Source organism: Pedobacter miscanthi, from assembly GCF_032678605.1.
Taxonomy (GTDB): domain Bacteria; phylum Bacteroidota; class Bacteroidia; order Sphingobacteriales; family Sphingobacteriaceae; genus Pedobacter; species Pedobacter miscanthi_A.
In genome coordinates this window covers 356,749-382,281 of record NZ_JAVTSU010000003.1, presented here as the reverse complement: position 1 = coordinate 382,281, position 25,533 = coordinate 356,749, and the positions used below count along the sequence as shown (strand labels likewise).

Annotated in this window: 18 protein-coding genes; 2 read left to right on the top strand and 16 right to left on the bottom strand. The window is 40.3% G+C overall.

Going from position 1 to position 25,533, the window contains the following annotated elements:
• Window position 1: 1 nt before the first annotated feature.
• The 7 genes from R2R28_RS06750 to R2R28_RS06720 all read right to left on the bottom strand — a co-directional run bounded on the left by R2R28_RS06750 (window position 2) and on the right by R2R28_RS06720 (window position 8,637).
• The gene (locus R2R28_RS06750; RefSeq protein WP_316824943.1) at window positions 2-1,282 is read right to left on the bottom strand and encodes a TIM barrel protein; all 1,281 of its coding nucleotides are present in this window, start codon (window positions 1,280-1,282) and stop codon (window positions 2-4) included.
• 319 nt (window positions 1,283-1,601) lie between these two features.
• Window positions 1,602-3,722, bottom strand: coding sequence for a bifunctional aldolase/short-chain dehydrogenase (locus R2R28_RS06745; RefSeq protein ID WP_316824942.1), 2,121 nt, complete (start codon window positions 3,720-3,722; stop codon window positions 1,602-1,604).
• A 29-nt stretch (window positions 3,723-3,751) separates the two neighbouring features.
• On the bottom strand, window positions 3,752-4,846 hold the full coding sequence (gene rhaT / locus R2R28_RS06740) for an L-rhamnose/proton symporter RhaT (RefSeq protein ID WP_316824941.1): 1,095 nt from the start codon (window positions 4,844-4,846) through the stop codon (window positions 3,752-3,754).
• 443 nt (window positions 4,847-5,289) lie between these two features.
• Entirely contained in the window at window positions 5,290-6,135 is an 846-nt protein-coding gene (locus tag R2R28_RS06735) for an alpha/beta hydrolase (RefSeq protein ID WP_316824940.1), read from the bottom strand.
• Window positions 6,136-6,141: 6 nt separating this feature from the next.
• Window positions 6,142-6,615, bottom strand: coding sequence for a nucleoside triphosphate pyrophosphohydrolase family protein (locus tag R2R28_RS06730; protein ID WP_316824939.1), 474 nt, complete (start codon window positions 6,613-6,615; stop codon window positions 6,142-6,144).
• Between the two features lie 217 nt (window positions 6,616-6,832).
• Window positions 6,833-7,564, bottom strand: coding sequence for a LytTR family DNA-binding domain-containing protein (locus R2R28_RS06725; RefSeq protein ID WP_316824938.1), 732 nt, complete (start codon window positions 7,562-7,564; stop codon window positions 6,833-6,835).
• Window positions 7,565-7,629: 65 nt separating this feature from the next.
• Window positions 7,630-8,637, bottom strand: coding sequence for a sensor histidine kinase (locus R2R28_RS06720; RefSeq protein WP_316824937.1), 1,008 nt, complete (start codon window positions 8,635-8,637; stop codon window positions 7,630-7,632).
• A gap of 209 nt (window positions 8,638-8,846) precedes the next feature.
• Here R2R28_RS06720 and R2R28_RS06715 point away from each other — a divergent pair, with 209 nt between their 5' ends.
• Complete coding sequence (locus R2R28_RS06715) at window positions 8,847-11,261, top strand: outer membrane beta-barrel family protein (RefSeq protein WP_316824936.1); 2,415 nt, start codon at window positions 8,847-8,849, stop codon at window positions 11,259-11,261.
• Between the two features lie 118 nt (window positions 11,262-11,379).
• On the opposite strand, the gene R2R28_RS06710 is transcribed toward R2R28_RS06715, so the two are convergent.
• The 9 genes from R2R28_RS06710 to R2R28_RS06670 all read right to left on the bottom strand — a co-directional run bounded on the left by R2R28_RS06710 (window position 11,380) and on the right by R2R28_RS06670 (window position 24,621).
• Entirely contained in the window at window positions 11,380-12,675 is a 1,296-nt protein-coding gene (locus R2R28_RS06710) for an esterase-like activity of phytase family protein (protein WP_316824935.1), read from the bottom strand.
• Window positions 12,676-12,941: 266 nt separating this feature from the next.
• The gene (locus R2R28_RS06705; RefSeq protein ID WP_316824934.1) at window positions 12,942-13,844 is read right to left on the bottom strand and encodes a metallophosphoesterase family protein; all 903 of its coding nucleotides are present in this window, start codon (window positions 13,842-13,844) and stop codon (window positions 12,942-12,944) included.
• A gap of 119 nt (window positions 13,845-13,963) precedes the next feature.
• Window positions 13,964-15,826, bottom strand: a complete 1,863-nt coding sequence (locus R2R28_RS06700; RefSeq protein ID WP_316824933.1) for an alkaline phosphatase — start codon at window positions 15,824-15,826, stop codon at window positions 13,964-13,966.
• Window positions 15,820-17,343, bottom strand: coding sequence for a RagB/SusD family nutrient uptake outer membrane protein (locus R2R28_RS06695; RefSeq protein ID WP_316824932.1), 1,524 nt, complete (start codon window positions 17,341-17,343; stop codon window positions 15,820-15,822). Before R2R28_RS06695 ends, R2R28_RS06700 begins: the two co-directional genes overlap by 7 nt.
• 11 nt (window positions 17,344-17,354) lie before the next feature.
• Complete coding sequence (locus tag R2R28_RS06690) at window positions 17,355-20,585, bottom strand: TonB-dependent receptor (RefSeq protein ID WP_316824931.1); 3,231 nt, start codon at window positions 20,583-20,585, stop codon at window positions 17,355-17,357.
• A gap of 236 nt (window positions 20,586-20,821) precedes the next feature.
• A complete protein-coding gene (locus R2R28_RS06685) occupies window positions 20,822-21,769 on the bottom strand; it encodes a FecR family protein (protein ID WP_316824930.1) in 948 nt (315 codons plus the stop codon).
• A gap of 63 nt (window positions 21,770-21,832) precedes the next feature.
• Window positions 21,833-22,396 (bottom strand): RNA polymerase sigma-70 factor, encoded by a 564-nt coding sequence (locus tag R2R28_RS06680; protein ID WP_316824929.1) that lies wholly within the window; start codon window positions 22,394-22,396, stop codon window positions 21,833-21,835.
• A 601-nt stretch (window positions 22,397-22,997) separates the two neighbouring features.
• Entirely contained in the window at window positions 22,998-24,002 is a 1,005-nt protein-coding gene (locus R2R28_RS06675; RefSeq protein ID WP_316824928.1) for an LLM class flavin-dependent oxidoreductase, read from the bottom strand.
• A 136-nt stretch (window positions 24,003-24,138) separates the two neighbouring features.
• Window positions 24,139-24,621, bottom strand: coding sequence for a GNAT family N-acetyltransferase (locus R2R28_RS06670; protein WP_316824927.1), 483 nt, complete (start codon window positions 24,619-24,621; stop codon window positions 24,139-24,141).
• A 229-nt stretch (window positions 24,622-24,850) separates the two neighbouring features.
• Between R2R28_RS06670 and R2R28_RS06665 the strand changes: the two genes are divergently transcribed.
• Window positions 24,851-25,456: a hypothetical protein gene (locus R2R28_RS06665; RefSeq protein WP_316824926.1), complete on the top strand. Its 606-nt coding sequence runs from the start codon at window positions 24,851-24,853 to the stop codon at window positions 25,454-25,456.
• Window positions 25,457-25,533 lie beyond the last annotated feature (77 nt).

The window sequence follows — 25,533 nt, the reverse complement described above, 5'->3', positions numbered from 1 at the left end:
TTTATAAACCTGTTGCAACAGTATTTCCGCGGTGATTAACTAATTTACTTCTAACTTCTAAACCGCGATATAATGAGATAGGTGATAAAGCTGCACTTGCCCTTAACCTGGCTTCGGCTACCAATGCCCTTAAATCACTGCGAAAAGTATGCTGTAAAATTTCCTGGGCTTTGGCCACATCATTATTATCCTGCGCTTCGTTTAATGCTTTTCTATCGACTAAAAGTGCTTGTGCATAAGCGATCATTATTGCTTCAACAGATTGCAATAAATCCTCCAAAGGATCTTTCACGTTGTGAGAAGCATCGATCATCCAGCCCAGGTCTTTTGCGTGGTTCATGCCTTTTGCATCCATACCTTCTACCAGCTCGTTAAAGATCAGGAATAACTGGTAAGGTTTAATGCTTCCTGCAGTTAAATCATCATCACCATATTTTGAATCGTTGAAATGGAAACCCCCTAATTTCTCCTCCATTAATAATAAAGCAACAATCTGCTCAATATTGGCGTTAGGCAAATGATGGCCCAAATCAACCAAAGTATAAGCCTTTTTACCCAATTTGCTCGCATACAATAACGATTGTCCCCAATCGCCAACCGTGGTTGAGTAAAAGTTAGGTTCAAAAGCTTTGTACTCCACAAACATTTTCCAATCTTCAGGCAGTGCAGCATAAATCTCCTGCAAACTTTCTAAAGTATTTTCGAAAGCTTTACGGAAATTAAGCTGGCCAGGGAAACAAGAACCATCGGCAAGCCAAACGGTTAAGGCATCAGAACCCAGTGCAATGCCGTGTTTAATTACTTCTATATTATGCGCTATCGCTTGCTTGCGGATAGCTTTATTCACATTTTGTAATGAACCAAATTTATAGCTATGTGCAGAACCTTTCTGATCCTGAAAAGTGTTGGAGTTCATGGCATCGAACTTTAAGCCATAATCTGCAGCAAGGGTCTTCAACGCTTCGGCATTTTGAGGAATGTCCCATGGGATGTGCAGCGAAATGGCACCACTTGCGCCGTTAAGGGCATGAAGTAAACCAACATCTTCAATTTTTTCTTCAATGGTACGCGGCTCCCCCCCGGTAATGGCAAAACGGCCAAAACGTGTTCCACCTGTACCTAAAGCCCAGCTTGGAATGGCAATCTGAAAATCGACCAGTTTTTGGATTACGCTTTCCAAATCAACGTGTGACCAATCTTCTTTTAAAAAAGCAAGTTTGCGTTGATGTGAAGTTAAAAGGGAGTCGTTATGCTTTTCTATTTGGTTCTGCTCGATATTCATGAGGATATTTGGTTTTGTTAGGTTAATCTTTGTGACGATACAATCGCCGTTCCCGTTCATCCCCGCTACAAAAGAGGGAGATGATCATATTTACTAAATTTTAAAAGTCATTTTCGGTCTGCGCCAGGCACAGACCGGTTAAACAACTTACTAAAACTGAATTTTTCACCGTAGTTTGTTTCTCCACTGACTACTATTTTTTTTAGCCACGGATTTACACAGATACACACGGATTTTTATATCTGTGTGTATCCTTTTTACCTGTGGTTAATCATTATCTGCCGTGGTCTGTGTCCTCACAGACCACCTGGCTTATTTTCTATCTTACAAATGCCATGGCTACTCCGCCATCAACATTTAAAACGTTTCCGGTTGATTTTTGTAGCAGGCCACCCACAAAGGCGAAACAAGCATTGGCAATATCATCTGGCAATATAATTTGGTTCAATAAGGTACGCTTTGCATAATAAGCTGGCAATTCGGCAACGGTAATTCCGTAAGCTTTTGCGCGACCTTCGGCCCAGCCACCCGCCCAGATATTGCTATCGCTGATCACAGCATCTGGATTAACCACATTTACACGAATATTATCAGCTCCCAGTTCGGCAGCGTTTAACCTGCTTAAATGTAACTGTGCTGCTTTTGCACTGCCATAACCAGCATTATTCGGTCCGCTTACCAGGGCATTCTTACTTACAATATTAATGATATCGCCTCCAATATCCTGCTTTTGCATCGTATTTGTTGCAGCCTGGGTAATAAAAAACTGGCCTTTTACTAAAACATCGTATAACAGGTCCCAATCCTTTTCGGTATGACCGCCAATGGTTTTAGAAATTGACAATCCTGCGTTATTTACAATAATATCGACTCCACCGAAAGCAAGTGCTGCAGAATCAAATGCGTTTTGAATATCTGTTTGGCTGGTTACATCCAGAATGGCGGTGCTGTAAGAATCTTTACCGTATAAGCCTGCAAATTCTTTACCTGCTTCTTCTAAACGCTCCGCATTCATGTCGTTTAAGATTACCACACCACCTTCTGCCACGAACTTTTTGGCAATCGCTTTGCCAATGCCACCCGCACTGCCCGTAATGAGTGCAATTTTACCGGTTAAAGGTTTAGGCTTTGGCATACGCTGTAATTTCGCTTCTTCCAGCAACCAGTATTCGATATTAAAAGCTTCCTGATGTGGCAACGAAGTATATTCGGAAACCGCTTCGGCACCTTTCATTACATTAATGGCATTGATATAAAACTCTGCCGCAACCCTTGCTGTTTGCTTATCCTTTGAGAAAGTGAACATGCCAATCCCTGGATATAAAATTACTACGGGATTGGTATCGCGTATAGCAGGACTGTCCGGATGTTTACAAGCCTCGTAATACGCCGTATACATTTCCCTGTAAGCTTCAAACGCAGGCGTTAAAGTTTCTTTTAAAGCTTTAACATCCGATAAATCGGCATCGCTGGTTAGGGTTAAAACCAATGGACTTATCTTGGTGCGTAAAAAGTGATCGGGACAGCTGGTTCCCATTGGGGCAAGTCGATCGAGGTCATTTGAGTTGATAAATTCCAGCACACGGCTATCATCGGTAAAATGACCGATCATGGGTTGTTTAGAAGAACATAAACCACGTAAAACAGGTGCTAATGCAGCCGCTTGCTTTCTACGCTGATCTGCTGCTGCACTTTCTATTTTCTGTCCGCCAAAAACAGGGCCTTTTGTACCATAATTCTGGTTCAGGTACTCCGAACAGATTTCAATTACTTCCAAAGTATTCAGGTAACTTTCGTAAGCGGTATCGCCCCAGGTAAACAAACCGTGTGAGCCTAACATAATACCACGAATGCCCGGATTTTCATCCAAACATTGTTTTAATTGTAAGCCGAGTTCGAAACCGGGCTTTTTCCATTCTACCCAGCCGATCGTGCCACCGAATAACTCCTGGGTAATGCGTTTACCATCTTTTGCGGCTGCAATGGCAATGGCTGCATCAGGGTGTAAATGATCGATATGCGCAAATGGGAGGAAACCATGCAAAGGTGTGTCGATTGAAGGTGCCTTAGAGCTTAAGTCGAAAATGCAGTGGTTAAAAAGTTCAACCATTTCATCTTCATTTGCTACGCCACGGTAAATATTTTTCAGGCTGCGCAAACGATCAACATATAATGCTGCTAGGCCACTTTTCTTTAATGTGCCTAAATCGCCACCTGAACCTTTAACCCACATTACCTCAGTTTCTAAACCGGTAAGCGGATCTTTTTCCAATACTTTACACGAGGTATTTCCACCGCCATAATTGGTTAAGCGTAAATCTGCACCCAATAAATTAGAGCGATAAATTAAGAGGGCCACTTCATCACCAGCCAGTTTTGCGGCTTCTTCTTCATCCCACAAGTAGCTTACATGCTTATAATTTTTCGTATCGATCGACATTGTTATATTCTATTTTAATTTTTTATTGATTAAGCTTTTATTGAATTACCGTATCCTACAATAAGTACTGAAATGATAATGGTTAAGATGCCTGCTAAAACGGTAACGAAAGTTTTTTTAGATACGCCTTTCCACTCTTTTAATATCAACCCCCAAACATTGGCAATCAGGATAATAAAGGCCATATGCAGGATCCACGAGCTTGCTCCGTTACCCATTTTGCTTTCGCCCATACCGTAGAAAAAGAACTGTAAAAACCAGGTGGTACCCGCAAGTGCAGAAAAGATGTAATTTTTTAACAGTGGTGTTTTGGCATTGGTATAATCGCCAAATGTTTTGTTGCGTGCATTAAGCACCATACACCAGATAAAGTTGGTTGTTAAGCCACCCCAAAGCACAATGATATAGGTTACGTTGTTTGAGAACAGGAAATTTCCGTTTTCTGCAGGATTTGCTGCTTTCCAGATGGCATTTGCAGCATCGGCCATTGGTTTTCCGGCTTCGATACCGAAATTAAAACAAGCACTTAACACGCCTGAAACAATCCCGACAAATAAACCCAGGCCAAATTTATATTCTGTTTTTACCTCCATTCCATGCGGGTCGGTAACAGCAGCTTTCATTTCCTTTTCTTTCATCGTACCTGCCTTACCGCAGATGATAATGCCCACCACACAAACCAAGAGGCCCAATAATACCATTCGGCCCCAATCGGTATGCAAAAACATACTGAAAGTATCTTTACCTGCCTGAGGAAAAAAATCGAAGTAAATGGATGGCAGAATCGATCCTAAAACCATACAGAGGCCTAAAATGATACTGCTGCCCAATGATACACCCAGATAACGAACGCCTAAACCGTAAGTTAAACCACCTATACCCCAAAGGATCCCAAAGAAATAAGTAAGCCAAAGAATACCACCATTGGTACTGCTGATAATTTCGGTAAAGTTTGGTATGGTTAAATAAGCAGCCAGTGGAGGAACGATTAACCAGGAGAAAATTCCACCAACAATCCAATAACTTTCCCAGGCCCAGCCTTTAACTTTTTTGTAAGGGATATAAAAACTTCCGGAGGCGAAACCGCCGAAAAAATGAAAGATAACACCTAAAATTGCCTGCATGCTCTAATTTAATATTTGGTTGCCCTAAAATAGAATTTGCAGCAGCTTTAACTGTTATGCACTGTTATGGATTGGAGATGATCGCTTAGAATTTTAACCACAGATGAATAGGATAAACACAGATTAGAGCGTTATATTAAAAAAGGCTATTTATAAAATAAATGTTATCTAGAAGTTTAGTTTTTTAGAAAAACATTGTTATGCAGATTGATAGCTTGCTTAGAATCGTCATTGCGAGAAGGCTTTTTCAGCCGACGAAGCAATCTTGATAGCAAGGATCGCGGGCATGAAAGATTGCTTCGTCGTTCCTTCTCGCAATGACGATACTTTAAAGATTTAGCGCAAAGTTACTTTGAAACCTTACTGCAGTGTGCAGCGACCAATCAAAGTAACTTGGAAAGCTTCCACCGTAGGTGGCGGCAAATCATTGTAAAAACAGAAAATTAGCCCAGAATCCTTCCCGCAACATCCTCAATTAGATCCAGCGATTTAAGGATTTTGTAATGTCCTACACCTTCAAATGATTTTGCATTTATTGCAGGGTTTTTATCCAGAAATTCTTTCAGATATGGATATGGCGAAATATGATCCTCAGGATCGAAGGCCAGAAAATGATTTATATCTGGACGCAAACTGTAAAGTTCAGTTAGGTTAAAGTGGCTGGCCGGTACAGGAAACTCTTTGGCAAAATTGGCAAAAAAGATATCCTGATCTTTGGTGCCAATGCCTACCGAATCTAAACTTTGCTCAAAGTTTTCTTTCAAGCGGATCAATGGTGCAATGCTGATAAGCAGATCGGGAGTTATTCCCAGCTCCTGTAAAGCAATTACATTGGCCATACCTCCGAGCGAATGACCGATGAGTACATCAGGCTGTGCATAATTTTGCGCAATAGCTTTTACCGAATCGGCATACAACATCAGGTTGGAAAACTCAGAAACCGAACTTCCGTTTCCAGGTGCATCAAAAGCAATAATCTCGATGTCACCGATTTTCTGCAGTTCTATTATCAGTTCGTAAAAATCGAGCGCTTTTGAAGCCCAGCCATGTGTAAGCAAGACTTTACGTTTTCCATTACCCCAACTAAAACAGTTAATATTTACTTCTGCACGGGTAAAATAAGTATCAAAAACCGGGAGGCTAAACTGTTTTGAAGCTGCAATAAGCTGTTCCTGATGCAGGCGTAATGGCATTTTGGGCGAGTAAAAAATAAACTCGCGCATTAAAGCTGCATCGGGAGCTACCTGAGATAGTTTCAGGTCGGTTGCAATCTGTTTTAACCTTTTCAATTGAACTTAAACTAAGTGAGATTTTAAATCAGCAGGAGAATAATTGACCGATTTTAAAGTTTTATCGTCCGATTTCCTAAAAACCAGGAATAATCCGTCGATTTCTTTATAATAAGATTCAGTTTGATCTTTATCTAAATAAAACTGAATGGTTTGCTCGGCTTCTTCAACTGTTTTACAAGCTTTGCTCATGTTAGAACGGTGAACCTCATCAAAAAGGGTTTTAAATTTTGCACCTAAACCAAATTCATGGATGGCACCGGCCAAAACATACTGCAGATCGCAAAGGGCATCAGCCACTTCTACCAGGTCATCATTTTCTACTGCTTCCTGTAATTCTTTCAGTTCTTCGGCCAAAAGTGAAATACGCAAGTTAGCCCTTTGTTTTGAAGGAATAATTGGATTTTCGAGAATAGGATGTTTAAAGGTAGTATGAAATTCTGCAACCTGATTGAGCGAATTGGTTTCTTGTATGGCCATTTTTTAATTTTAATCTTTACGGCAGCAAACTTAAAAAAATCGGGAGAAATAATACGGAGAATTTATGCACAAGATCGGTTAATCGGTTAATTCTTGATAGCGGCTAATCTCACAATTAGCCAGTTAACCAATTTATACACTTAACAAACTATGCCTCAATTAGCCAGTTAACCAACACTTAAACAATCCAGCAATAAAACAATGAAACCCTAAGCAATTAGCCCTTCTTTCCCTCCCTTACCACTTTAAAAAACTCTTCCTTATAAGTCTCGCCAATCGGAATTGCCTGATCGTTAATAAAAACCGTATTACCATCGATCATTTTAATTTTCTCGAGCGAGATGATGTACGATTTATGGATGCGGTAAAAAGGTGGTTGTGGCAGCTCGGTTTCGAGTTCGCGCAGCGATTGATAAGTAATGATCCTCTGCGTAGCGGTGTAAACCGAAACATAGTTTTTTAATCCTTCAATATAGAGGATATCTTCGTAATTAACCTTGATAAATTTGTTCTTGGTATCGCCTTTTATGAAAATAAAATCGTTCCCCTGGATTGGCTGCTGTACAATTACTTCTTGCTGAACGGGCGCTACAGGCGCCAAAAGCTGTTGGGCCTTGGTTGCTGCTTTGTAAAAACGCTCGTATGAGATTGGTTTTAGCAAATAATCTACCACATCCAGATCAAAACCTTCTAAAGCATATTCGGGATAGGCGGTAGTAAGGATTACTTTACATTTACCTCCACAAATTTTTAGAAACTGAATCCCGGTAAGTTCAGGCATCTGGATATCCAGAAATACCAGGTCTACTTTACCTTCCTGTACCAGATTTAGCGCTTCAAAGGCATTGGTAGTGGTTCCTACCAACTCTAAAAATGGGGTTTTATTGATAAAGGCAGCAATAATGTCTGAAGCGTAAGATTCATCGTCAACAGCAAGGCAACGGATCATAATGGGTAGCGATTAGGGTTTGGCAGTAGGGTAAATTAATGTACTTCAATGATACAAATTATCCATTACAGATTTAAAATCAAAGTGCTTTTGTAGGTATTTCCATTGTTCGAAATCAACAGCTCATGTTTGTCAGGATAAATGAGGTCTAACCTACGGTGAATATTCACCATTCCTACCCCACTCGAATGGTCTTTTTGCGCATGGCTGATCTTGTTGCTCACCTCAAAACTTAAACGTTTATGCTGCACTTTCAGTTTAATGCGCACGGGTTGGGCTTCATCATTCACTACACCATGTTTAAAAGCATTTTCGACAAAAGGAATCAAGATGAGTGAAGCTATTTTCTGATCACTGATGCCTTCGGTTACAAAATCGACATAAAATTTCGGCTCAAAACGCATTTTAAACAATTCTACGTAACTTTCCAGGTATTCTACTTCTTTATCTAAACTCACTTTACCATCCGGACTATCGTTTAAAGTATAACGCATCAGGTCTGACAAGCGTAAAACGGCATTAGCCAGTTTATCAGAAACGGGAATAGCCAAAGAATACACATAATTTAAGGTATTGTACAAAAAGTGTGGATTGATCTGCGATTTCAGAAATGAGAGTTCGGCTTTTACCACTTCTTCTTTAAGTTTTAGGTTCACCTGCTCGGATTTAAAACTCTGCTCAATACCATAAACCGCAGCGGGTACTACAATAAAAGCAATGCTCCAGTAAATATTATCAGATATATAGTGCCATGCAGTTGTGCCATCGCTATAATTATGAAAACCAAACCATTTTAAATAAAGCACTTCTTCTATTAAATACCTAAGGGCGATAAAGATGGCTACAGTAAACAAAATACCACCAATTAACTGAAGCGTTTTACTCCTTTTCAAAAAATTTGGATAAACCCAGAGGTAACAGATATAAAACTCCACAATCTGGACAAAATTCATAGAAATGTTAAAGGCAGACTTAATAAAAGTTGTGCCCTGAATTAAATCGCCTCCGTAGAAATAACCCAGAACAAGTACCCAGCATAGTATATGTATAGAAATAATTTTAATTGTTTTCATGCCATAAAACTATACAAAGCTTTTTTAACAGCCTATTTTCTTATTCCATACCTCCAAATAATTATCCCAACCTACAGTTTTTAAGGATTAACACCTTTTATTACGCAAAAACGCATTGGGATAATATTTTAAAGGGTTGGGATCATATAATTTATAGGTCGGGGCAGGCTTATCATCTTTGAAACATCAATTATAAAACAAACATAAAGATGAACCGCTTAATAAAACCTGCCATTTTTTTCTTTTTCCTTTTCGGTATGAAAACCGTTTTTGCTCAAAACACCAAAATATCCGGAACAGTTACCGATAAAAACAATAAAGCACTTGATTATGCTTCTGTAGCGCTGATCCACCTGCCCGATTCTGCTTCGGTTGCGCTACAGGCAACTAACCAACAAGGTTTATACGAGTTTAGTAACGTTAAACCTGGCAAATATTTGATCAAAGCCTTGATGATGGGGTATGATAAAAACCATTCTGCAGCTTTCGAAGTAAAGGATGCAGCTATAAAAATGGCTTCAATTGTGTTGACGGATCGTTCGCAAAACCTGAAAGAAGTAAACATTATCTCTAAAATGCCGGTAATCGACCAAAAAGCCGACCGCGTGATTGTAAATGTAGAACAAATGAATACCGCTGGCGACAACGCACTGGAAGTAATCAGCAGATCGCCGGGTGTAAAACTGGATAAGGATGATAATATTGTGTTGAAAGGCAAGAAAGGAATCAATGTAATGATTGATGGTAAAATGAGCTATATGACAGGGCTCGAACTCACCACTTACCTTAAATCGTTACCAGGCTCGGTACTGAGTAAAATCGAATTGATTTCGAATCCACCATCTTCGTTTGATGCTGCAGGTACTGCAGGCATCATCAACATTAAACTGAAAAGAAATAAAATGCAGGGATTTAATGGCAACATGAATCTGGGTGGTGGTTATGGCCGTTACGAGAAAGTTTACGGCGGTACCAATCTCAACTACAATATTGGTAAAGTAAGCACTTATTTACGTTTAGATGCCGGCCATTATAACTCATACAACAGGTTAACTTTAAACCGGACCATCGGCGATGAACAATATAACCAGCTTAATTTCTGGCACCCGATTACCAACAGCTTAAATTACTCTACAGGTGCTGATTATTTTATTAATGATAAAAATACATTAGCGGTAATGGTGAAAGGTTATACCGCACCCGAAGACACGAAGGTGAACAGCAACTCGGTAAATTATAATGCAGCCGGAACAAAAACAGGTGGCACAAGTATGTTTAACCCTCAAAGCAATACCGAAAAAAACCATGCAATAAACCTGAATTACCGCTTAAAAACAGATACCCTGGGCGGGGAACTGGGTTTTGATGCAGATTATGTTCGTTACGATAACAGCAGGAATGAAACTTTTACCAACAATTACCTGGATGCAAACGACCAGTTGATTGGTACACCGGTTGATCTGCGCAATAATGGCATGGGCAAGGTATCCATCTATTCGATCAAGGCTGATTATACCTTAAACCTGAACAAAAAATTAAAAATGGAAACCGGTTGGAAAAGCAGTTGGGTAAGATCTGAAAGCGATGTCCGTTTTGATTCGCTAAAAACAGCAGGATGGATTAACGATCCACGGAGGACTAACGAGTTTCTATACAACGAGAACATTAATGCGGGCTACCTGTCGTTAGATCAAAGCTTTAAAAACTTACAAATTAAAGCCGGATTACGTGCCGAACAAACATTGGGTAATGGCAGTTCATCAGGCACCAATACCGTGATCGACAGAAAATACTGGAAGCTTTTCCCAACACTGTTTGTTTCTTTAAAACTCGATTCGAACAACCTGATCACCGCCGCCTACCGCAAAAGCATTAACCGTCCATCGTACAGCAGTTTAAACCCTTTCACCTTTTATAGCGATCCTTACACCGCCTTGCAGGGAAATCCATTGTTACAACCATCGTATGCCAACAGCTTCGAATTTAATTACTCGCTCAAAAATTTCAGGGTGTTAACCTTGAGTTATTCGGTTAACAATGGATCGATATGGGAAGTGGTGTATCAGAATGATGTTACAAAAGAAAGTATCTCGAGACCGGAAAACCTGAGCCGCACCACAAACTTTTACATGGCTACGGGAAGTCCTTTCGACATTACCAAATGGTGGAATAACAATACCGAAGTTTCTGCCGGATTTAACCGTACCCAATCGGCCGTACAAGGCAATGGTTACCATGCTTTCTCATGGAACTGGTCGGTTATGATGGATAATACCTTTACTTTGCCTAAGAACTACAGCATCAGCACCTATGCTTATTACGATTCTCCTTCTGTTTCGGGCCTGTTCCGTAGTTTAGGAAGTTACCAGCTTAATATTGGTGCAAAGAAAACCTTCTGGAACAAAAATGCAACACTGGCTTTAAAAGTTAACGATGTATTTAATACCAGTGCATTCAGGGCAAACCTGGAGTACAACAACATTAAAACCTATTGGAAAAACGAATGGGAAAGCCGCAGGGTAAATTTAAGTTTCAACTATAAATTCGGTAATATGAAAATTAAAACTGCACGAAAAAGAAATACTGGAACAAGTGATGAAGAAAACAGGGTTGGGAAGAATTAAAACTCAAGAGGTCGTCATTGTGAGGAGGCTTTTTCAGCCGATGAAGCAATCTTACAACGATCGCTACCAGCGTTCGCATTAAGATTGCTTCGTACCTTATAATGACGATATATATTAATTAAAGCTTAATTTTCACAAAATACAATCGGTTGCGATCAACCGAGTTGGTTAAAGGCAAAATTTTCTGCGCAAAACCACTTGCACCATTATCTACCACACCAAAATCATCATCGTTAGAAATCACCAGAATATTGCCTGGCAATAAAGCTAAACCTTCTGCTTTATCATGCGGATAAATGGAAGGAAGATCTTTTAAAAGATCCAACACCACAGTTTTGCTTACAGGCGTAATTCCGGCTCCGCTTAAACCAGCCGCATTATTCAGTTCTTCTACGGTTTTAGTACCATAAAGTTTACCTGTAGCGCCATTGTTCGCATCAGAAATATCAGTTGCACCGCTGATGTCGATTTTGAAAACTTTTTTAAATGCTGCTGGGTTAGTTGCAGCACCCCCATACAAACCATCACGTTCAATGGTTAAAAAGGTAGTGCTGTTTACGGCCACAATATCACTTACGCCAGTTAAGGTTACATTATCCATTAAATAGGCATATTGTTTGGTAGCACCCGTGGCAATATCAAAAGTTAAAATCCTTAATACAACCGAATTTGCAACGGCAGTTTTAGATGGATTGTACATGGGCGACTGCATCATGCCCACCAATGTTTTACCATCAGGGGTAATGGCCAGGCCTTCCATGCCACGGTTTGCCCTTCTATTGGCAAACACTGCCGGGATTTTTCGTCCGCCGGTTCCTGTTCCGAATGGGTTTATGCGTTCTATCGTTTTACCCGTTGCATCAACGTGTACAATGTGCGGCCCATATTCATCGCTGATCCAGAATGACCCATCGGCTGCCCTTACCAAACCTTCCGAATCTATACCATCGGCACTTGGGGTAATGATTTGTCCGTTTAAATCGTAGGCAGTTTCACCAGATGCACCCATACCGTCAGGATTAGGTAATCCATTCAGTTTACCTCCACTTGCATTTTTAAGCTCGATGGTTTGCTCGAGCACCAGTTTACCATCTTTTAACCTGAATTTACCGATCTGTGGATCAAAGTCCGGTTTTCCGATGATGATGGAATTTGCAAGCTGTCCGGCAACGTTCGATCCCCTATCGGTCATCATGTAAAAAACATCCGGCGAGTTGGGATCTGCAGCTACGGCCGAACCGAAACCTCCGTTATATACTTTTACGCCTCCAGCAGCGGTAAACAGTACAGAAGGATCGGAAACCTCTGCCATGGCAGGGTAAGCAAAATCTGTTGGTGTTTCATCGTGGTTCTTTTTGCAGGATACCATGCCGATAGATACGGCAGTTATTAAAGTGAGTAGATCTCTTTTCATTTATTCTTTTTTTCAACAAAGCAAGGATCTGGATATGAAGGTAATGTTAAGGCAATAACAATAATAGTTTTAGCAGATCAGTTGGTCTGGCCATAAAGTAATTTTCATTTATTGCTGTTGACCATTAAGAACATTAAGGTTTTATAAATTCTGCGGTAATCTTCTTAAATCTGCGGGAAACCAGTTGCCTAATGTTTCCCGCTGATATCGCTGATCAACGCAGGACCTACACATCATCCATTATACATTTCCCATCTTCCATTAACCTAATAATTCACATATTGCTCTTCAAAACGCCCATCCTCATACAAATCGATCAAACCATAACCCGGTGCGGTTTCCCTTCTATTTCCTTCCCACCAGGCGCCAGAAACGGCACCATTACAGAGGTAGGTAACACCATTGTAAACTACTTTATCGCGCATGTGCAAATGTCCGCTCAGGCAGAGTTTAACATTTGGATGCTGATAAAAAAGATTGATAATTTTAGCCGTATCGGTATGCATATCGCCCCCCAGCATGGTCCATTTGTTTACAATATCATCTTCTATCATTAAAAGGGCAGTGAGGATAGGAATATGCGACATTACCATTACAGGCATTGTTTTACTGGTATTTTCCAATTCATTTTTTACCCAGTTCAATTGCTCATCACCCAATTTGCCAATGTACCAGGTATTGTCGATATCGAGGTGGGTGCTGTCTAACACAATAATTTTCCAGCCATTCTGCACCAAACTGTAATAAGGTTTAGCCAGTTGCAATTTATCCATGGCATATTTTTTACCATAAAAAACATCCCCTTTAGAAGCCTCATTCCACCAGATATCGTGGTTACCTAAACAGTAGCGTACCGGGATGCTACATTCGTTTTTGATGGTTTCCTGTGCCAGTTTCCATTGATCGTTAATGCTATCAATATTTTCCTTATTCATATCGAAAACAATATCACCACCGTTTAAAATCAGGTTTACTTTTGGCGATTGTGCCTGTAAGTGATGCAGGCATTTGGCAAACCCGGCTGGTGCGTTAAATTGGTTCTTCAGGTGAACATCAGTAATATGAGCCACCCTTAAAACAGGTTTTTTATCGCTTGCTAACGAAACGTTAGACAGGGCAGGCAACAAAAACAGGCCACCGATATTTTTGAGTGCAGATCTTCTTTCCATTATTGATGCTTTACAGGCTTAAAATTAACATTGCAATGTTGCCTTAATATTAAGAAAAAAGCGGTGCTGTAGAACGTACAGACACCGCCGTGGGGATTTGTTTGGTTTATTATTTTAATTTATTGCGCTTTCTTTAAACGATAAGCTTCGATAATTTTATAAAAAATCTGGTGGTTAGGATATACGCCTATAAAGGCTTCCGAACCTGGCCCGTAGGCAAATACCGGTACCATGATATTGGTATGATCATCGGTACTGAAATTGCCGCGAACGGTTCCTTTTCTGTAAGCTGCATCCAAAAGCGACAGTCCGCCGGTTTCATGATCGGCAGTTACAATAACCAATGTTTCACCATCCCGATCGGCAAACTTTAAGGCTTCACCAACCAAACGGTCAAAATCCTGTTGTTCAGTTACCGCGAAAGGCAGGTCGTTGGCATGTCCGCCATGATCAATCTGTGCCCCTTCTGCCATGATGAAAAATCCTTTTTTATTTTTCGAGAGCAATTCAACCGTTTTTAAAAACGATGTTTTCAGCATTTCTCCGCGGCCCTCCAATATTTTCCTTGTAGCAGAATCATCTAAAAGTACCACTTGTTTACCTGCATTGGAGGCCACAAAACTTTTCAGGTCTTTCTGTAGTGTATAACCTTTGTCCAAGATTTTATCTATCAATTTCTGATCCGGATTTTCGGTAAAACTTTTGCGTTTGGAACCAACCAGGATATTAACATGACTGGTCTGAAAATCAGCTGCAATTTCCTTTGTCATGGACCGCTCCAGCTGATGGGCATAAAATGCAGCAGGTGTAGCATCGGTAATGTCGCCACTACTAATAATGCCGCTGGTAATACCATAAGGAGCCAAAATATCAGGAATGGACGGAAGGGGTTTACCTGTAGAATCGACGCTGATGTAGCGGTTATTGGTTTTATGCCCGGTGGCCATGGCTGTTGCACCCGCAGCAGAATCCGTAAAATCTGAATTTGAAGCTTCGGTACGCGACAGGCCAAGGTGTTTAATGGTGATCATATTGGATTGACCAAAATTGGCGCTCAAACCTGCCTGGATCTGCGCCAACCCCATGCCATCCCCGATGAGCAGGATTACATTTTTGGCTTTGGTTTTTAATCCGTCGCTTTTGTAAGTTGGCTGATAAGATTGATAAGCCTTCGGGCTGCTGTACTCAAGCTTAACCCTGTTTTGGTAAAAATCTTTTAACCAGGCAGGATGATCGGTTCCGATCCAATCAACCCCCATATGTTCCAGTTCTTTCCAGCTGTTCGGACTATCTTTAGTTGCCCAAAACCGGAACGGTTTACCCATTGCATGCACTTTGGCAATCACCGCCTTCATTTTTTCTAAATCGGCAGGCGTTGGCGTGCCTTTTCCATTCCATACTGAATAATGGGAAAGGTCATCGCTGATCATCCCGATGTGCGTTAATTGTTCTGCTGTGTACGGATTTGCCGGACGGCCATCAAAACTGATGATTGATGGATAATCCTTAAATTTTTCTGCTGGCGGAACAGCCCCGCTCATTACAATTTTAATGGCCGAAGGATTGGTTTGCTGATCGAAAACAGATTCGTTACCTTTTAAATCGGCCAGTAACTTCGGAATTACGTGTTCATAATCCTCTTTTATATCAATCACCAACTGAAGCTTTTGTTTTGGATCGGGATAAGGATGGTTGGCATGTTCTTTATAAAACGCCACCAATGGATCGATGTATAATTTTTTCAATGTTTTTCCTGCCGCAATTTCACTGCTTTCGTGGGCAACAAACAACTCTCCGTTGCGGTAAAATACATCTGCCTCAATAGAGCCCATACCGGCATAATAAGCCTCTAATAGAGGGATTTGTTGCTTATAATCATTATGACTATGCCCGTTACCGGCATTCAGTTTCTGCTGGGCAGAAACTGAATGTACACCTAATCCCAATAATAAAAATAGAATCAGTTTATTTGATTTTACCATCCTACGTTTTGTTTAATTACGCCCGCACTGTTATCGATTTCTCTTTGTGGCACTGCCCAAACATCATGCACCTGTGGGTTGAAGGCTCTTGCCGGCCAGATTACGCTTCCATCAAAATCGTGCAACGGTTTGGCATAAGCTGCTTGCGCATCGCCCCATCTTACTAAATCGCGGTGACGGTCGGCCCACTCGCCTGCCAGTTCGTTACGGCGTTCGCGTTTAAGGTCGTCAATTGTCATTCCACTCTTCGTACCTAAACCTGCACGTACCCTGATTTTGTTCAGTTCGGTATCGCCTGCACCAGCACCACTTAAGTTAATGGCAGCTTCTGCTTTAATCAACAATACTTCTGCATACCTCATTAAAGGTACGTTTAAATCGGTTGTTCCATTATCTCCGTTAGGGTTAACATGTGTTGGAATCGGGTTAGCGTAAGAAAAAGGCTCCATGTATTTTTTAAACTGGTAGTTTGAGGTTGCTCCTGCATCTTTGGTAAAGCTGCGTTCGGCACCGAAGAACATAAATTTATCGCCAGGTTTTAAAATAGTGGCTTCCCTGCGCTGATCGCCAGTTTCGTAAGAATCGTAAAGCTCTTTGGTTGGCAGATAATAACCCCAACCGTTATAAATACCCCAGGCCTTATTGGTTAACATTACCCCCGGTAACTTGCTGCCCCAGCCTGTACCACCACCGCTCGGGGTACAAACCACCGACCAGATATACTCTTTAGACCAGTTATTTGAAGCTTTAAAAACATCTGCAAAACCCGTGTTAATTAAATCGTGCTGACTGGAGCTAATAACCATATCGGCATACTTTGCAGCATTGGCATAATCTTTTTTGTACAGATAAACTTTAGATAAATAAGCCCAGGCAGCTGTTTTATGTGCTTTGCCATAATCAGCAGCTTTCATTGCCGAAAACAAAGGAAGGTTATCAGCAGCTTTTAATAAAAGCGAAATGATATAATCATAGTTTTCATTTACGTTTTTTGCACGGGGAATTGGTTTAGAAGCATCGGTTTCAGGCGTAACAATTGGAACACCTGCTTTATCGTTTCCATAGTTTGCAGCCAACTGAAAATAAACCAAACCAGCGTTAAAATAGGCATCGCCAATAATTTGTTTCTTCAGGGCTTCATCCATTGAGATGGCTGGCACATTGATAATAATATCGTTGGCGCGCTTAATAATGGCATAACGCATACTCCATTGCGTTTCGGTATAACCACCGCCTACATAAGTGCGGTTAAAGTTTTTAATGTTGTCGGCTTCTGGTTTATTACGGCCGGTAACCATATCATCGCTGGCATTAATAAACCAGAACATGCCACGACCGTAAAAATCTTCTGCATTGTAGTTTTCGTACATCCCGCCTTCGGCTTTCAGTGCATCTTCTTTTGTTTTCCAGAAATTCTGTGCAGAAGGAGATCCTTCAGGTACGATATCAAGCTCTTTTGTGCATGAAGAAAAAACAGCAATAGCTGCAAATGCGATATATTTTAAATTCTTTTTCATTGTTGTTGTGATTATAGGTTTACACTTAAACCAAGGATAAAACTTCGTGCCTGCGGATAACGCCCAACATCCACTCCGTTGTTATCCATTCCGATTTCGGGATCAAAACCTGAATATTTAGTAATGGTAAAAAGGTTGTTTGCAGTGGCATAAATCCTAACACCACCCGTTTTTAGTTTACTGGCAACCGATTTTGGTAAACTGTAACCCAGCGTTACATTACGGATACGCAGGTAAGAGCCATTTTCTACATAAAAATCAGAAGCGGCAAAGTTTCCGTTGGCATCGCTGGTCGAAATAACCGGCACTTTACCACCTGGATTCTCCGGCGACCAGGCATCTAAAATTCCCACCAATTTGTTATAAGAAGGTCCGGCAGCACTGTAAGTAGTACGTTTTACAGCGTTAAACAACTTGTTTCCTTGTACACCCTGTGCAAAAATGTTGAAGTCGAAATTTTTATAACTTGCATTAAAACTTAACCCATAAGAAAAATCAGGGTAAGCACTGCCTGCAAAATAACGGTCGTTACCATCAATTGATCCATCGCCATTAATATCTACGAATTTAAAATCACCCGCTTTTGCATTTGGCTGAATTTTAGTGCCTTTAGCATTTTTGTAATTATCGGCCTCTGCCTGACTCTGGAAAATACCATCCGTTTTTAATACAAAATAACTATATAACGGCTGTCCTACCCTATTGGTAAGCGGAGCAACTTCATTCCTGAAATTAGTCGGTACAACCTGGTTTTCTATTCCCGGTATAAGCTCCTCTATATTGTTGTTTATTTTAGTTAAAGTAGCATTTACAGAGTAAGTAAAAGCTGCATTTTTATCACTGTTGTAAGTTAAGCCTAACTCAATACCTTTATCTTTTACCTTACCTGCGTTAATGGTTTGTGTGCTTAAACCTGCCGTTCCAGGCAATGTTCTGATTAGGATCATTTTATCGATTTCTTTAATAAAATAATCAGCGGTAAGGCTTAACCGGCCCAATACTGTTGCATCGATACCAAAGTTTGTTTGTTTTGATTCTGCCCATTCTAAATTTGGATTGGCTAAAACCGTTTGGATATAACCATTTTGCAAAGTTGGTGTTTGTCCGAAATAACTTTGCGTTGGCGTTAACAATGGGTTAACCGCATCAGTAGTAAGCGAAGCTAAATTACCAAGGAAACCATAGCTTCCTCTTAGTTTTAGTTCATTTAACCAGCTTACATCTTTAAGAAAATCTTCTTTGCTCATTAACCATCCAATAGAAGCTGAACCATAATTCCTGGTTCGGTTATTTTTAGGCAGTAACGATGATCCATCACGGCGACCAATTAAGGATACCAGGTATTTTTCACGATAGTTATAATTTGCTCTAAAAAACAATGAGGACAGTGCCTGCGCCGTATAACCGCTCGAAGAAGGCTGTACTACTGTAGCATTCATCAAATACCTGTACTGTGGCGATTCATCATCAAAACCAGATCCAGAAGTATACAAATTTCTGTCTTGTTTCTTTTGAAACGAATAACCACCGGTAATATCGAGCTGATGGTTACCAAAGGTAGCTTTGTAATTTAAAACCTGCTCAGCAAGGAAATCGCTGTTGCGGTTACTGCTTTCTACTAAACTATTACTTAACACCGGTTTTCCTACCTCAGGTCTTTTAGGGGTAAAGCTTTTAAACGAAGCATCTGTTTTGGTGATACTTAAGTTAGACCTAAAGGTTAAACCTTTGGCCAGTTTAATATTAGCATAAGGATTAACGACCAAAACGTTTATAGGGTTATTGATATCGATACGCTTCAACTCAGCAACAGGATTAACAATATCGCCATAATCTCCGGCATATGGGCCCGGCAAACCTGCAAAACTGCCATCGGCATTGTAAGGTGTTCCGTTGGTTGGATAGTAAATGGCAGAAAGTAAAGCACCTGTATAATCGCTGCTGGTATTGGCACCGTTTCCATTGGTGCTGCTGTATGATAGGTTTTCACCAATTTTTAACCAATTGGTAACTTCATGTTCGGTATTGATCCTGAAATTGTAACGTTTGGTTTTGGTATTTAACACAATCCCTTCCGCATTGCGGTAATTAAAACTTAGGTAATAATTAGATTTTTCGCTGCCACCATTTATGGCTGCATTATAATCCTGCAATAAACCATCTCTAAACACTTCATCCATCCAGTTGGTACGTGTGATCTGACCGTCGGGATATTTTGACGCATCAAAAGCCGGCAATAGGTTGGTACCGCCATTTTTAGCTGCAGTTGCTGCTACCTGTGCACGTTGTTGCGCATTTAATGGTTCTAGTTTTTTCCAGGCACTTTGTTGCCCAACTTTGGCATCAAAACTGATTTGCATTTTGCCGCTTTTACCTTTTTTGGTGGTAATCAATATTACACCACCCGAAGCCCTTGCGCCATAAATGGCTGCTGATCCATCTTTTAATACCGATATAGATTCGATATCGTTAGGATTTAGTTGCGGAGTACCCGAAAAGATTGATCCGTCGATTACATAAAGCGCATTTTCGCCATTGATACCGCCTGAACCGCGAACATTGATACGCGGCATTGATGTAGGATCGCCCCCTTCGTTGGTTACAATTACTCCCGGGGTTTTTCCCGCGAGTACCTCTCCCACGCTGTTTAACGATCGCGAAGAAAGTTTATCCATGCCCACAATGCTAATTGCTCCGGTTAAAGTCTCTTTTTTCTGTGTACCGTAACCCACTACCACCACATCGGCAAGTGTAGAACGTTCTTCTTTCAAAACCATATTGATCACCTGGTTTTCGCCTGCTTTAGCTTCTTTAGTCTGGTAACCAATCATCGAGAAAGAAAGCACAGCTTCAGCCCCAACTTCAATCCGGTAAGCACCATTGCTATCAGTAATGGTACCACTTTGTGTGCCCAATACTTTTACCGAAACTCCCGGCAGCACTGAACCTGTAGTATCTCTTACTACCCCGGTAATAATACGGTCTGGTTTATTTAAAACAACATTGTTTAAAATAATATACTCGCCTTTTTCCAAAACCTGTAATCCCAGTCTGTCTAAAAGTGATCTTACCGGTTCTGTAGTGAAATCGCCACTTACAAACGTATTTTTTTGTTGTAACTGATCCGGGTTGTACACAAAGCTAAGTCCGGTACGCGACTCTATTTCTTTGATGATCTCGGTCATTTTACGGCCTTTGTTTATCGTAATGCTAACCGTGGTTTTCTCTAATTTTTGCGCCATGCCTGCCGAAGCGAGGATTGAGCTGCAAAAAATGCAGAGGATTGTAAATGTTAAACATGAGTATTTCATGATCTTATAAAGAGCTGGTGTCCTCTTAGCGGAGGTTGTTTTCATTGCTTAATTTGTTTGATTTTTTTTTGTAAAGCTTTAATTATACTGGCTTTTATTGCCAGAAAGAAAGATTACGGTAGCCGGTCTGACCGGTACCGCAGATGATTCTATATCATATCCTTATCTCATCTGTATATATTAAATGTTTTAGGATTTTTTGAGGTATTGAACTTGAGGTGGTGGAGACTGCAGATAATATCCAGAATCTCCTCAGGCGATTGCCTGCTGCTGAAAGAAGCAGTGGTTTTAAGTTTAGCCAGCGTAACATCATTCAGCAAAATTTTAATGCTATAGGTATATTGAAGCTTGTTGATAACCTGCTCCAGCGTTGCGCCATCAAAAGCAAACTCAACAAAAGCAAGCGCTTTTATTTTACCAATGGCAGCACGGCCAACGCTTTTATCATAAGTTAAAATTTCATCTTTAACCAGCGTCCCCAGCTTCCCATTCTTGTTGCTCACGGCAACTTTACCCGTAACTACGGCCACTTCGAACTGTTTACTGGCCCGGTAAGATTTAACCTTAAAAGAAGTTCCTAAAACCCTGATATCTATTCCTGAGGCTGTATGCACCGTAAAAGGTCTTTTCTCCTGGTGCGCAATATCAAAAAAGGCTTCTCCCTCTTTTAACTCAATCTGCCGGTTATTTGAAGCAAATGCTTTTGGATAGCACAATTTTGCAGCCGGACCAAGCAATACTACCGAACCATCAGATAAGGTGATGCGTTTCTGCTCTTTTACTCCGGTAATGATGGTAACCTGATTTCCTGCAGGTTTTGTCTGATTGCTGATTTTCCATACCGATAGTCCCATACTTATTACAATGAGTACCGCCGCTGCAATCTTACCAAAAGTTTGAAGTTTAATTACCTTAATCCTCTTTGGCTCCTTGTACATTGCGGCCTTCAGTTGAATAAACATCTGTTGTCCTATTTCCGCTTTTTGATCGGCCGGCAATACAATATTCTTTGCCTGGAGCGTGGCATACCACTCCTCAACTATTTTTTGTTCTTCGGGATTTGCCTGCTGATCGAGATATTTCTGCAGCAGTTCCTTTGCCTGTTCTTCTGTCATTTAAATACATGTCAGTTTAAAAGCAAAGAGGTACTAACCAAAAATGTTATCTGTAAATTAACTTTATGTTAAGCCGATCAAAGCAGCAATTAACAGGATGTAGGAAAGACTTTTTTTGAGGATTTTTAGCGCTGCAGAGATCTGGTTTTTCACCGTTTGCACCGAAATATCCAGTTCTGAGGCTATTTCTTTGATGGATTTTTCCTGTTTTCTGCTCATGGAGAAAACCTGTTGCATTTTTTCAGGTAATAAGGCAATGGCAGCGTCTACTTCAAGATGAAGTTCTTTTAAAATAAGTTTATCATCTGCAGCGGCGCTATGTTGTTCGTCCATTAAAGCAGTGAGGGCAGTTTGATGCTGCTCTTTAAGGTTCCCGGACCTGAAATAATTAATTACCTTATATTTTACCGCACCATGCAGGTAGGCAACAAGACTTCCGGATAGCTTAATCGTTTTATGGTTTTCCCAAAGGGAAATAAAAATCTCCTGTGTAATATCCTGCGCAATGGCTTCATCACCGGTTTTTTTCAGCGCAGCGTCAAAAACACCTTCCCAATAAACCTGGTAAATTTCTTCCATAGCCTGGTGGCTTCCGCACTGTAAAGATGAAAGTAGGGTTTCGCTCAAGGGATGCTGTTTTATTCGCCGCAAAGCTAGCAGCCCAATATTCCCTTATTATTAATAAATCTTAAAGAGTAGGTAATGGATGTGGAATAAGTCCGAAAGTCAGAGGTCTGAAGTCGGAGGTTTGGGTGGTAAAAAATAAGCGATAATTAATGATGGTAGAGGGAAAATGTAAAATCGAAGATGGAATCAAATTCTGCGGTGATCAACGATATCTGCGGGAGAAAATTAAGCAATTAGTGTTCCGCTGATTTAAAGAGATTGCCACAAATTTTATATCAAAAGGGCTCTGTGTTTCTCTGTGATCTTTTCTCTGTGAACTCAGTGGTTAATAATGGAAAATGGACTCGATTCTGCGCCCATCAGCGATATCCGCGGGAAACAAATTATCGATAAAAAGTTTCGTCATTGCGAGGCACGAAGCAATCTTAATGTGCACGCAAGGTAGCGATCGTAAGATTGCTTCGTCCTCGCAATGACGAATTTGGACGCCTAACCGTTGCGCTAGGATTCTTCTTTCAATAATATTGACTTTTATTCAATAAATTATTCCTTATAATGACGACAAATTGGGTAGCATTATTTAACAATTAAAGCCCATCGTTTACCCAAACAGCCCTGCAAAAATCTTATTCGAATGCAATTTAGCCTGATGATCGTAAATATGCGAAGTGCTCATTACCTCATTTACCCCATAAGTATCAACAAAAGCAGTTAAATTTTCTTTAATGGTTTCGGCGCTGCCGATGAATGAGTAATACAACATCTGCTCTACCGCTTCTTTTTCCATGCGGTCCCAATACAGGTTAATATCATCTATTGCGGGTTTTAACAATTCTCTTTTACCTGTAATTACGCCTAAAAACATACGTTTTACAGAACTCGACAAACGTTCGGCTTCTTCATCTGTATCAGCAGCAACCACATTTACACAGGCCATTACATAAGGTTCCTGTAAAAAGGCTGATGGCTTAAAGTTATTCCGGTAAATGGAAATGGCCTGCTCGAAATAGGTAGGTGCAAAATGACTCGCAAAAGCATAAGGCAAGCCTTTTTCTGCAGCTAAACGGGCACTATCCGTACTCGAACCTAAAACCCAGATTGGAATATCCAATCCTTCACCCGGAATGGCCCTTACGCTTGCACGATTATTGGAAGCCGAAAACAGCTGTTGTAACCTTTCTATATCTTTTGGAAAATTATGCGCGGCATTAAAATTTTCACCACGAATAGCCATCGCTGTAACCTGATCCGTTCCTGGTGCCCTGCCCAAACCCAAATCAATACGATTAGGGTAAAGTGAAGCCAATGTACCAAACTGCTCGGCAACAATTAAAGGTGCATGGTTTGGTAACATAATACCACCAGAACCTACACGGATACTTTTTGTACCCCCGGCAATGAAACCGATAAGCACAGCAGTAGCCGAACTGGCCACACCTGCCATATTATGGTGTTCTGCAAACCAATAACGCTTATAACCTAAACTTTCAGATTGTTGGGCTAAATCCAGGCTGGTTTTAAAGGTATCAGCTGCGGTATAACCATCTAAAACAGTTGCAAGATCGAGTACAGAATAAGGTATATTTTTTAATGATTGATCAGCCATACACTAACGGGATAAAATTTATGCTGCAAAATTATCTTTATTAACTCCAACTCTACTTTATTAAAGTTGATATGACGTTTAACCTACACTAAACTTACGCTGCGATTAAATTTCTCATCATGGGTAATTAATTTGATTACAATACCAACAACATCCAAACGTTACAAGCAAAATGGCCTGAATTGCCCAATGGCGCCGAAAGTTTTTTAAACCCTGCTTTTTCATACATAGAAATTGCCGTAGTAAGTTCGGGAAACGATTCTAAATACATTTCATTATACCCAAAATGCTGAGCCGATTCGATACTTTTCTCCATTAATAATTTACCAATGCCTTTTCCACGAGAGGCTGCAGAGGTATAAAGCTTTACCAGCTCCACACAACCTTCAGGCAAACCTTCGGTAGGGTAAATGCCGCAGCCACCAATAATTACTCCGTCTTCTTCAGCAAGCCAATAGGTTGATCCCGAATGTTCGAAAAGCGTAAATAAATCATCAGTTGTCGGGTCGGTATAAACGGTGCCTGGTTTATCAATTTTAAACTCCCTTAAAATTGTCCTGATCATCTCTGCGGTCGCTTTATTATCTGCTTTTTCTATCTTTCTAACGGTAAGGGCCATGTTGATTTATTTTTTTGCCAAAGATAAGGATAAAGGTTAAATGTATAAATTGGGTAGAGTTGGTTAACTGGTTAATTGCGGATTAGTATATTAACAATTCAACAATAGGTTCTTATCTCCAGTTAACCAGTTTAAACAATTACCGATTAACCATGCTCAACAATTTAGCAATGGAACAATTAACCCTACCCATCTGAAATAGTTTTAGTAATTTGGCGTTATGATTAACATGAAAAACACACTAATGATTTGCCTATTTACCGTAACAACCATATTTGGTTGTGGCATTAACAAACAGGCGCAACAGATAAAGGCTTTAGAAAATTGCACTTATAAGATTACTAACGTTCAAAATATCTCTATTGCAGGTACAGATGTAAAAAAATTAATGGATCAGCAGAGCTTTAGCTTAACCAGTTTGCCAGGTGTAGCTTTAGGTTTGTTAAGAAAAGATATTCCGTTAAGGGCCAATTTAAATTTAGAAATCACCAATCCATCCAGCTCTTTAGCGGCAATCAATCAGTTTGAATATAAAATACTGGTAAATAATACCGATCTGGCCGAAGGATTAGTTAACCAGAATGTAAGCATTGCACAAGGTCAAACGGTAACCGTTCCGGTACAGCTGGTGAGTAATATTTATGGATTGATATCAAACGGAAATGTTTTTAACGATATTATTAAAGCAGCCCAAAAAGGTTCATCATCCAAAGATGAAAAATTAGGCTTATTAACCATAAAAATTAAACCAACCTTTATGCTGGGCAATACACCGGTAAAATACCCAGGTTATATTACCATCAATAAAGATATTAGCAGCAAAATATTGTTGTAAAGCAATGGTCGACGCAGTTAGAGAAGATTAAATACCGCAATTCGGGATTTACATTCCTCCCTTCACAAAAAAAAGCC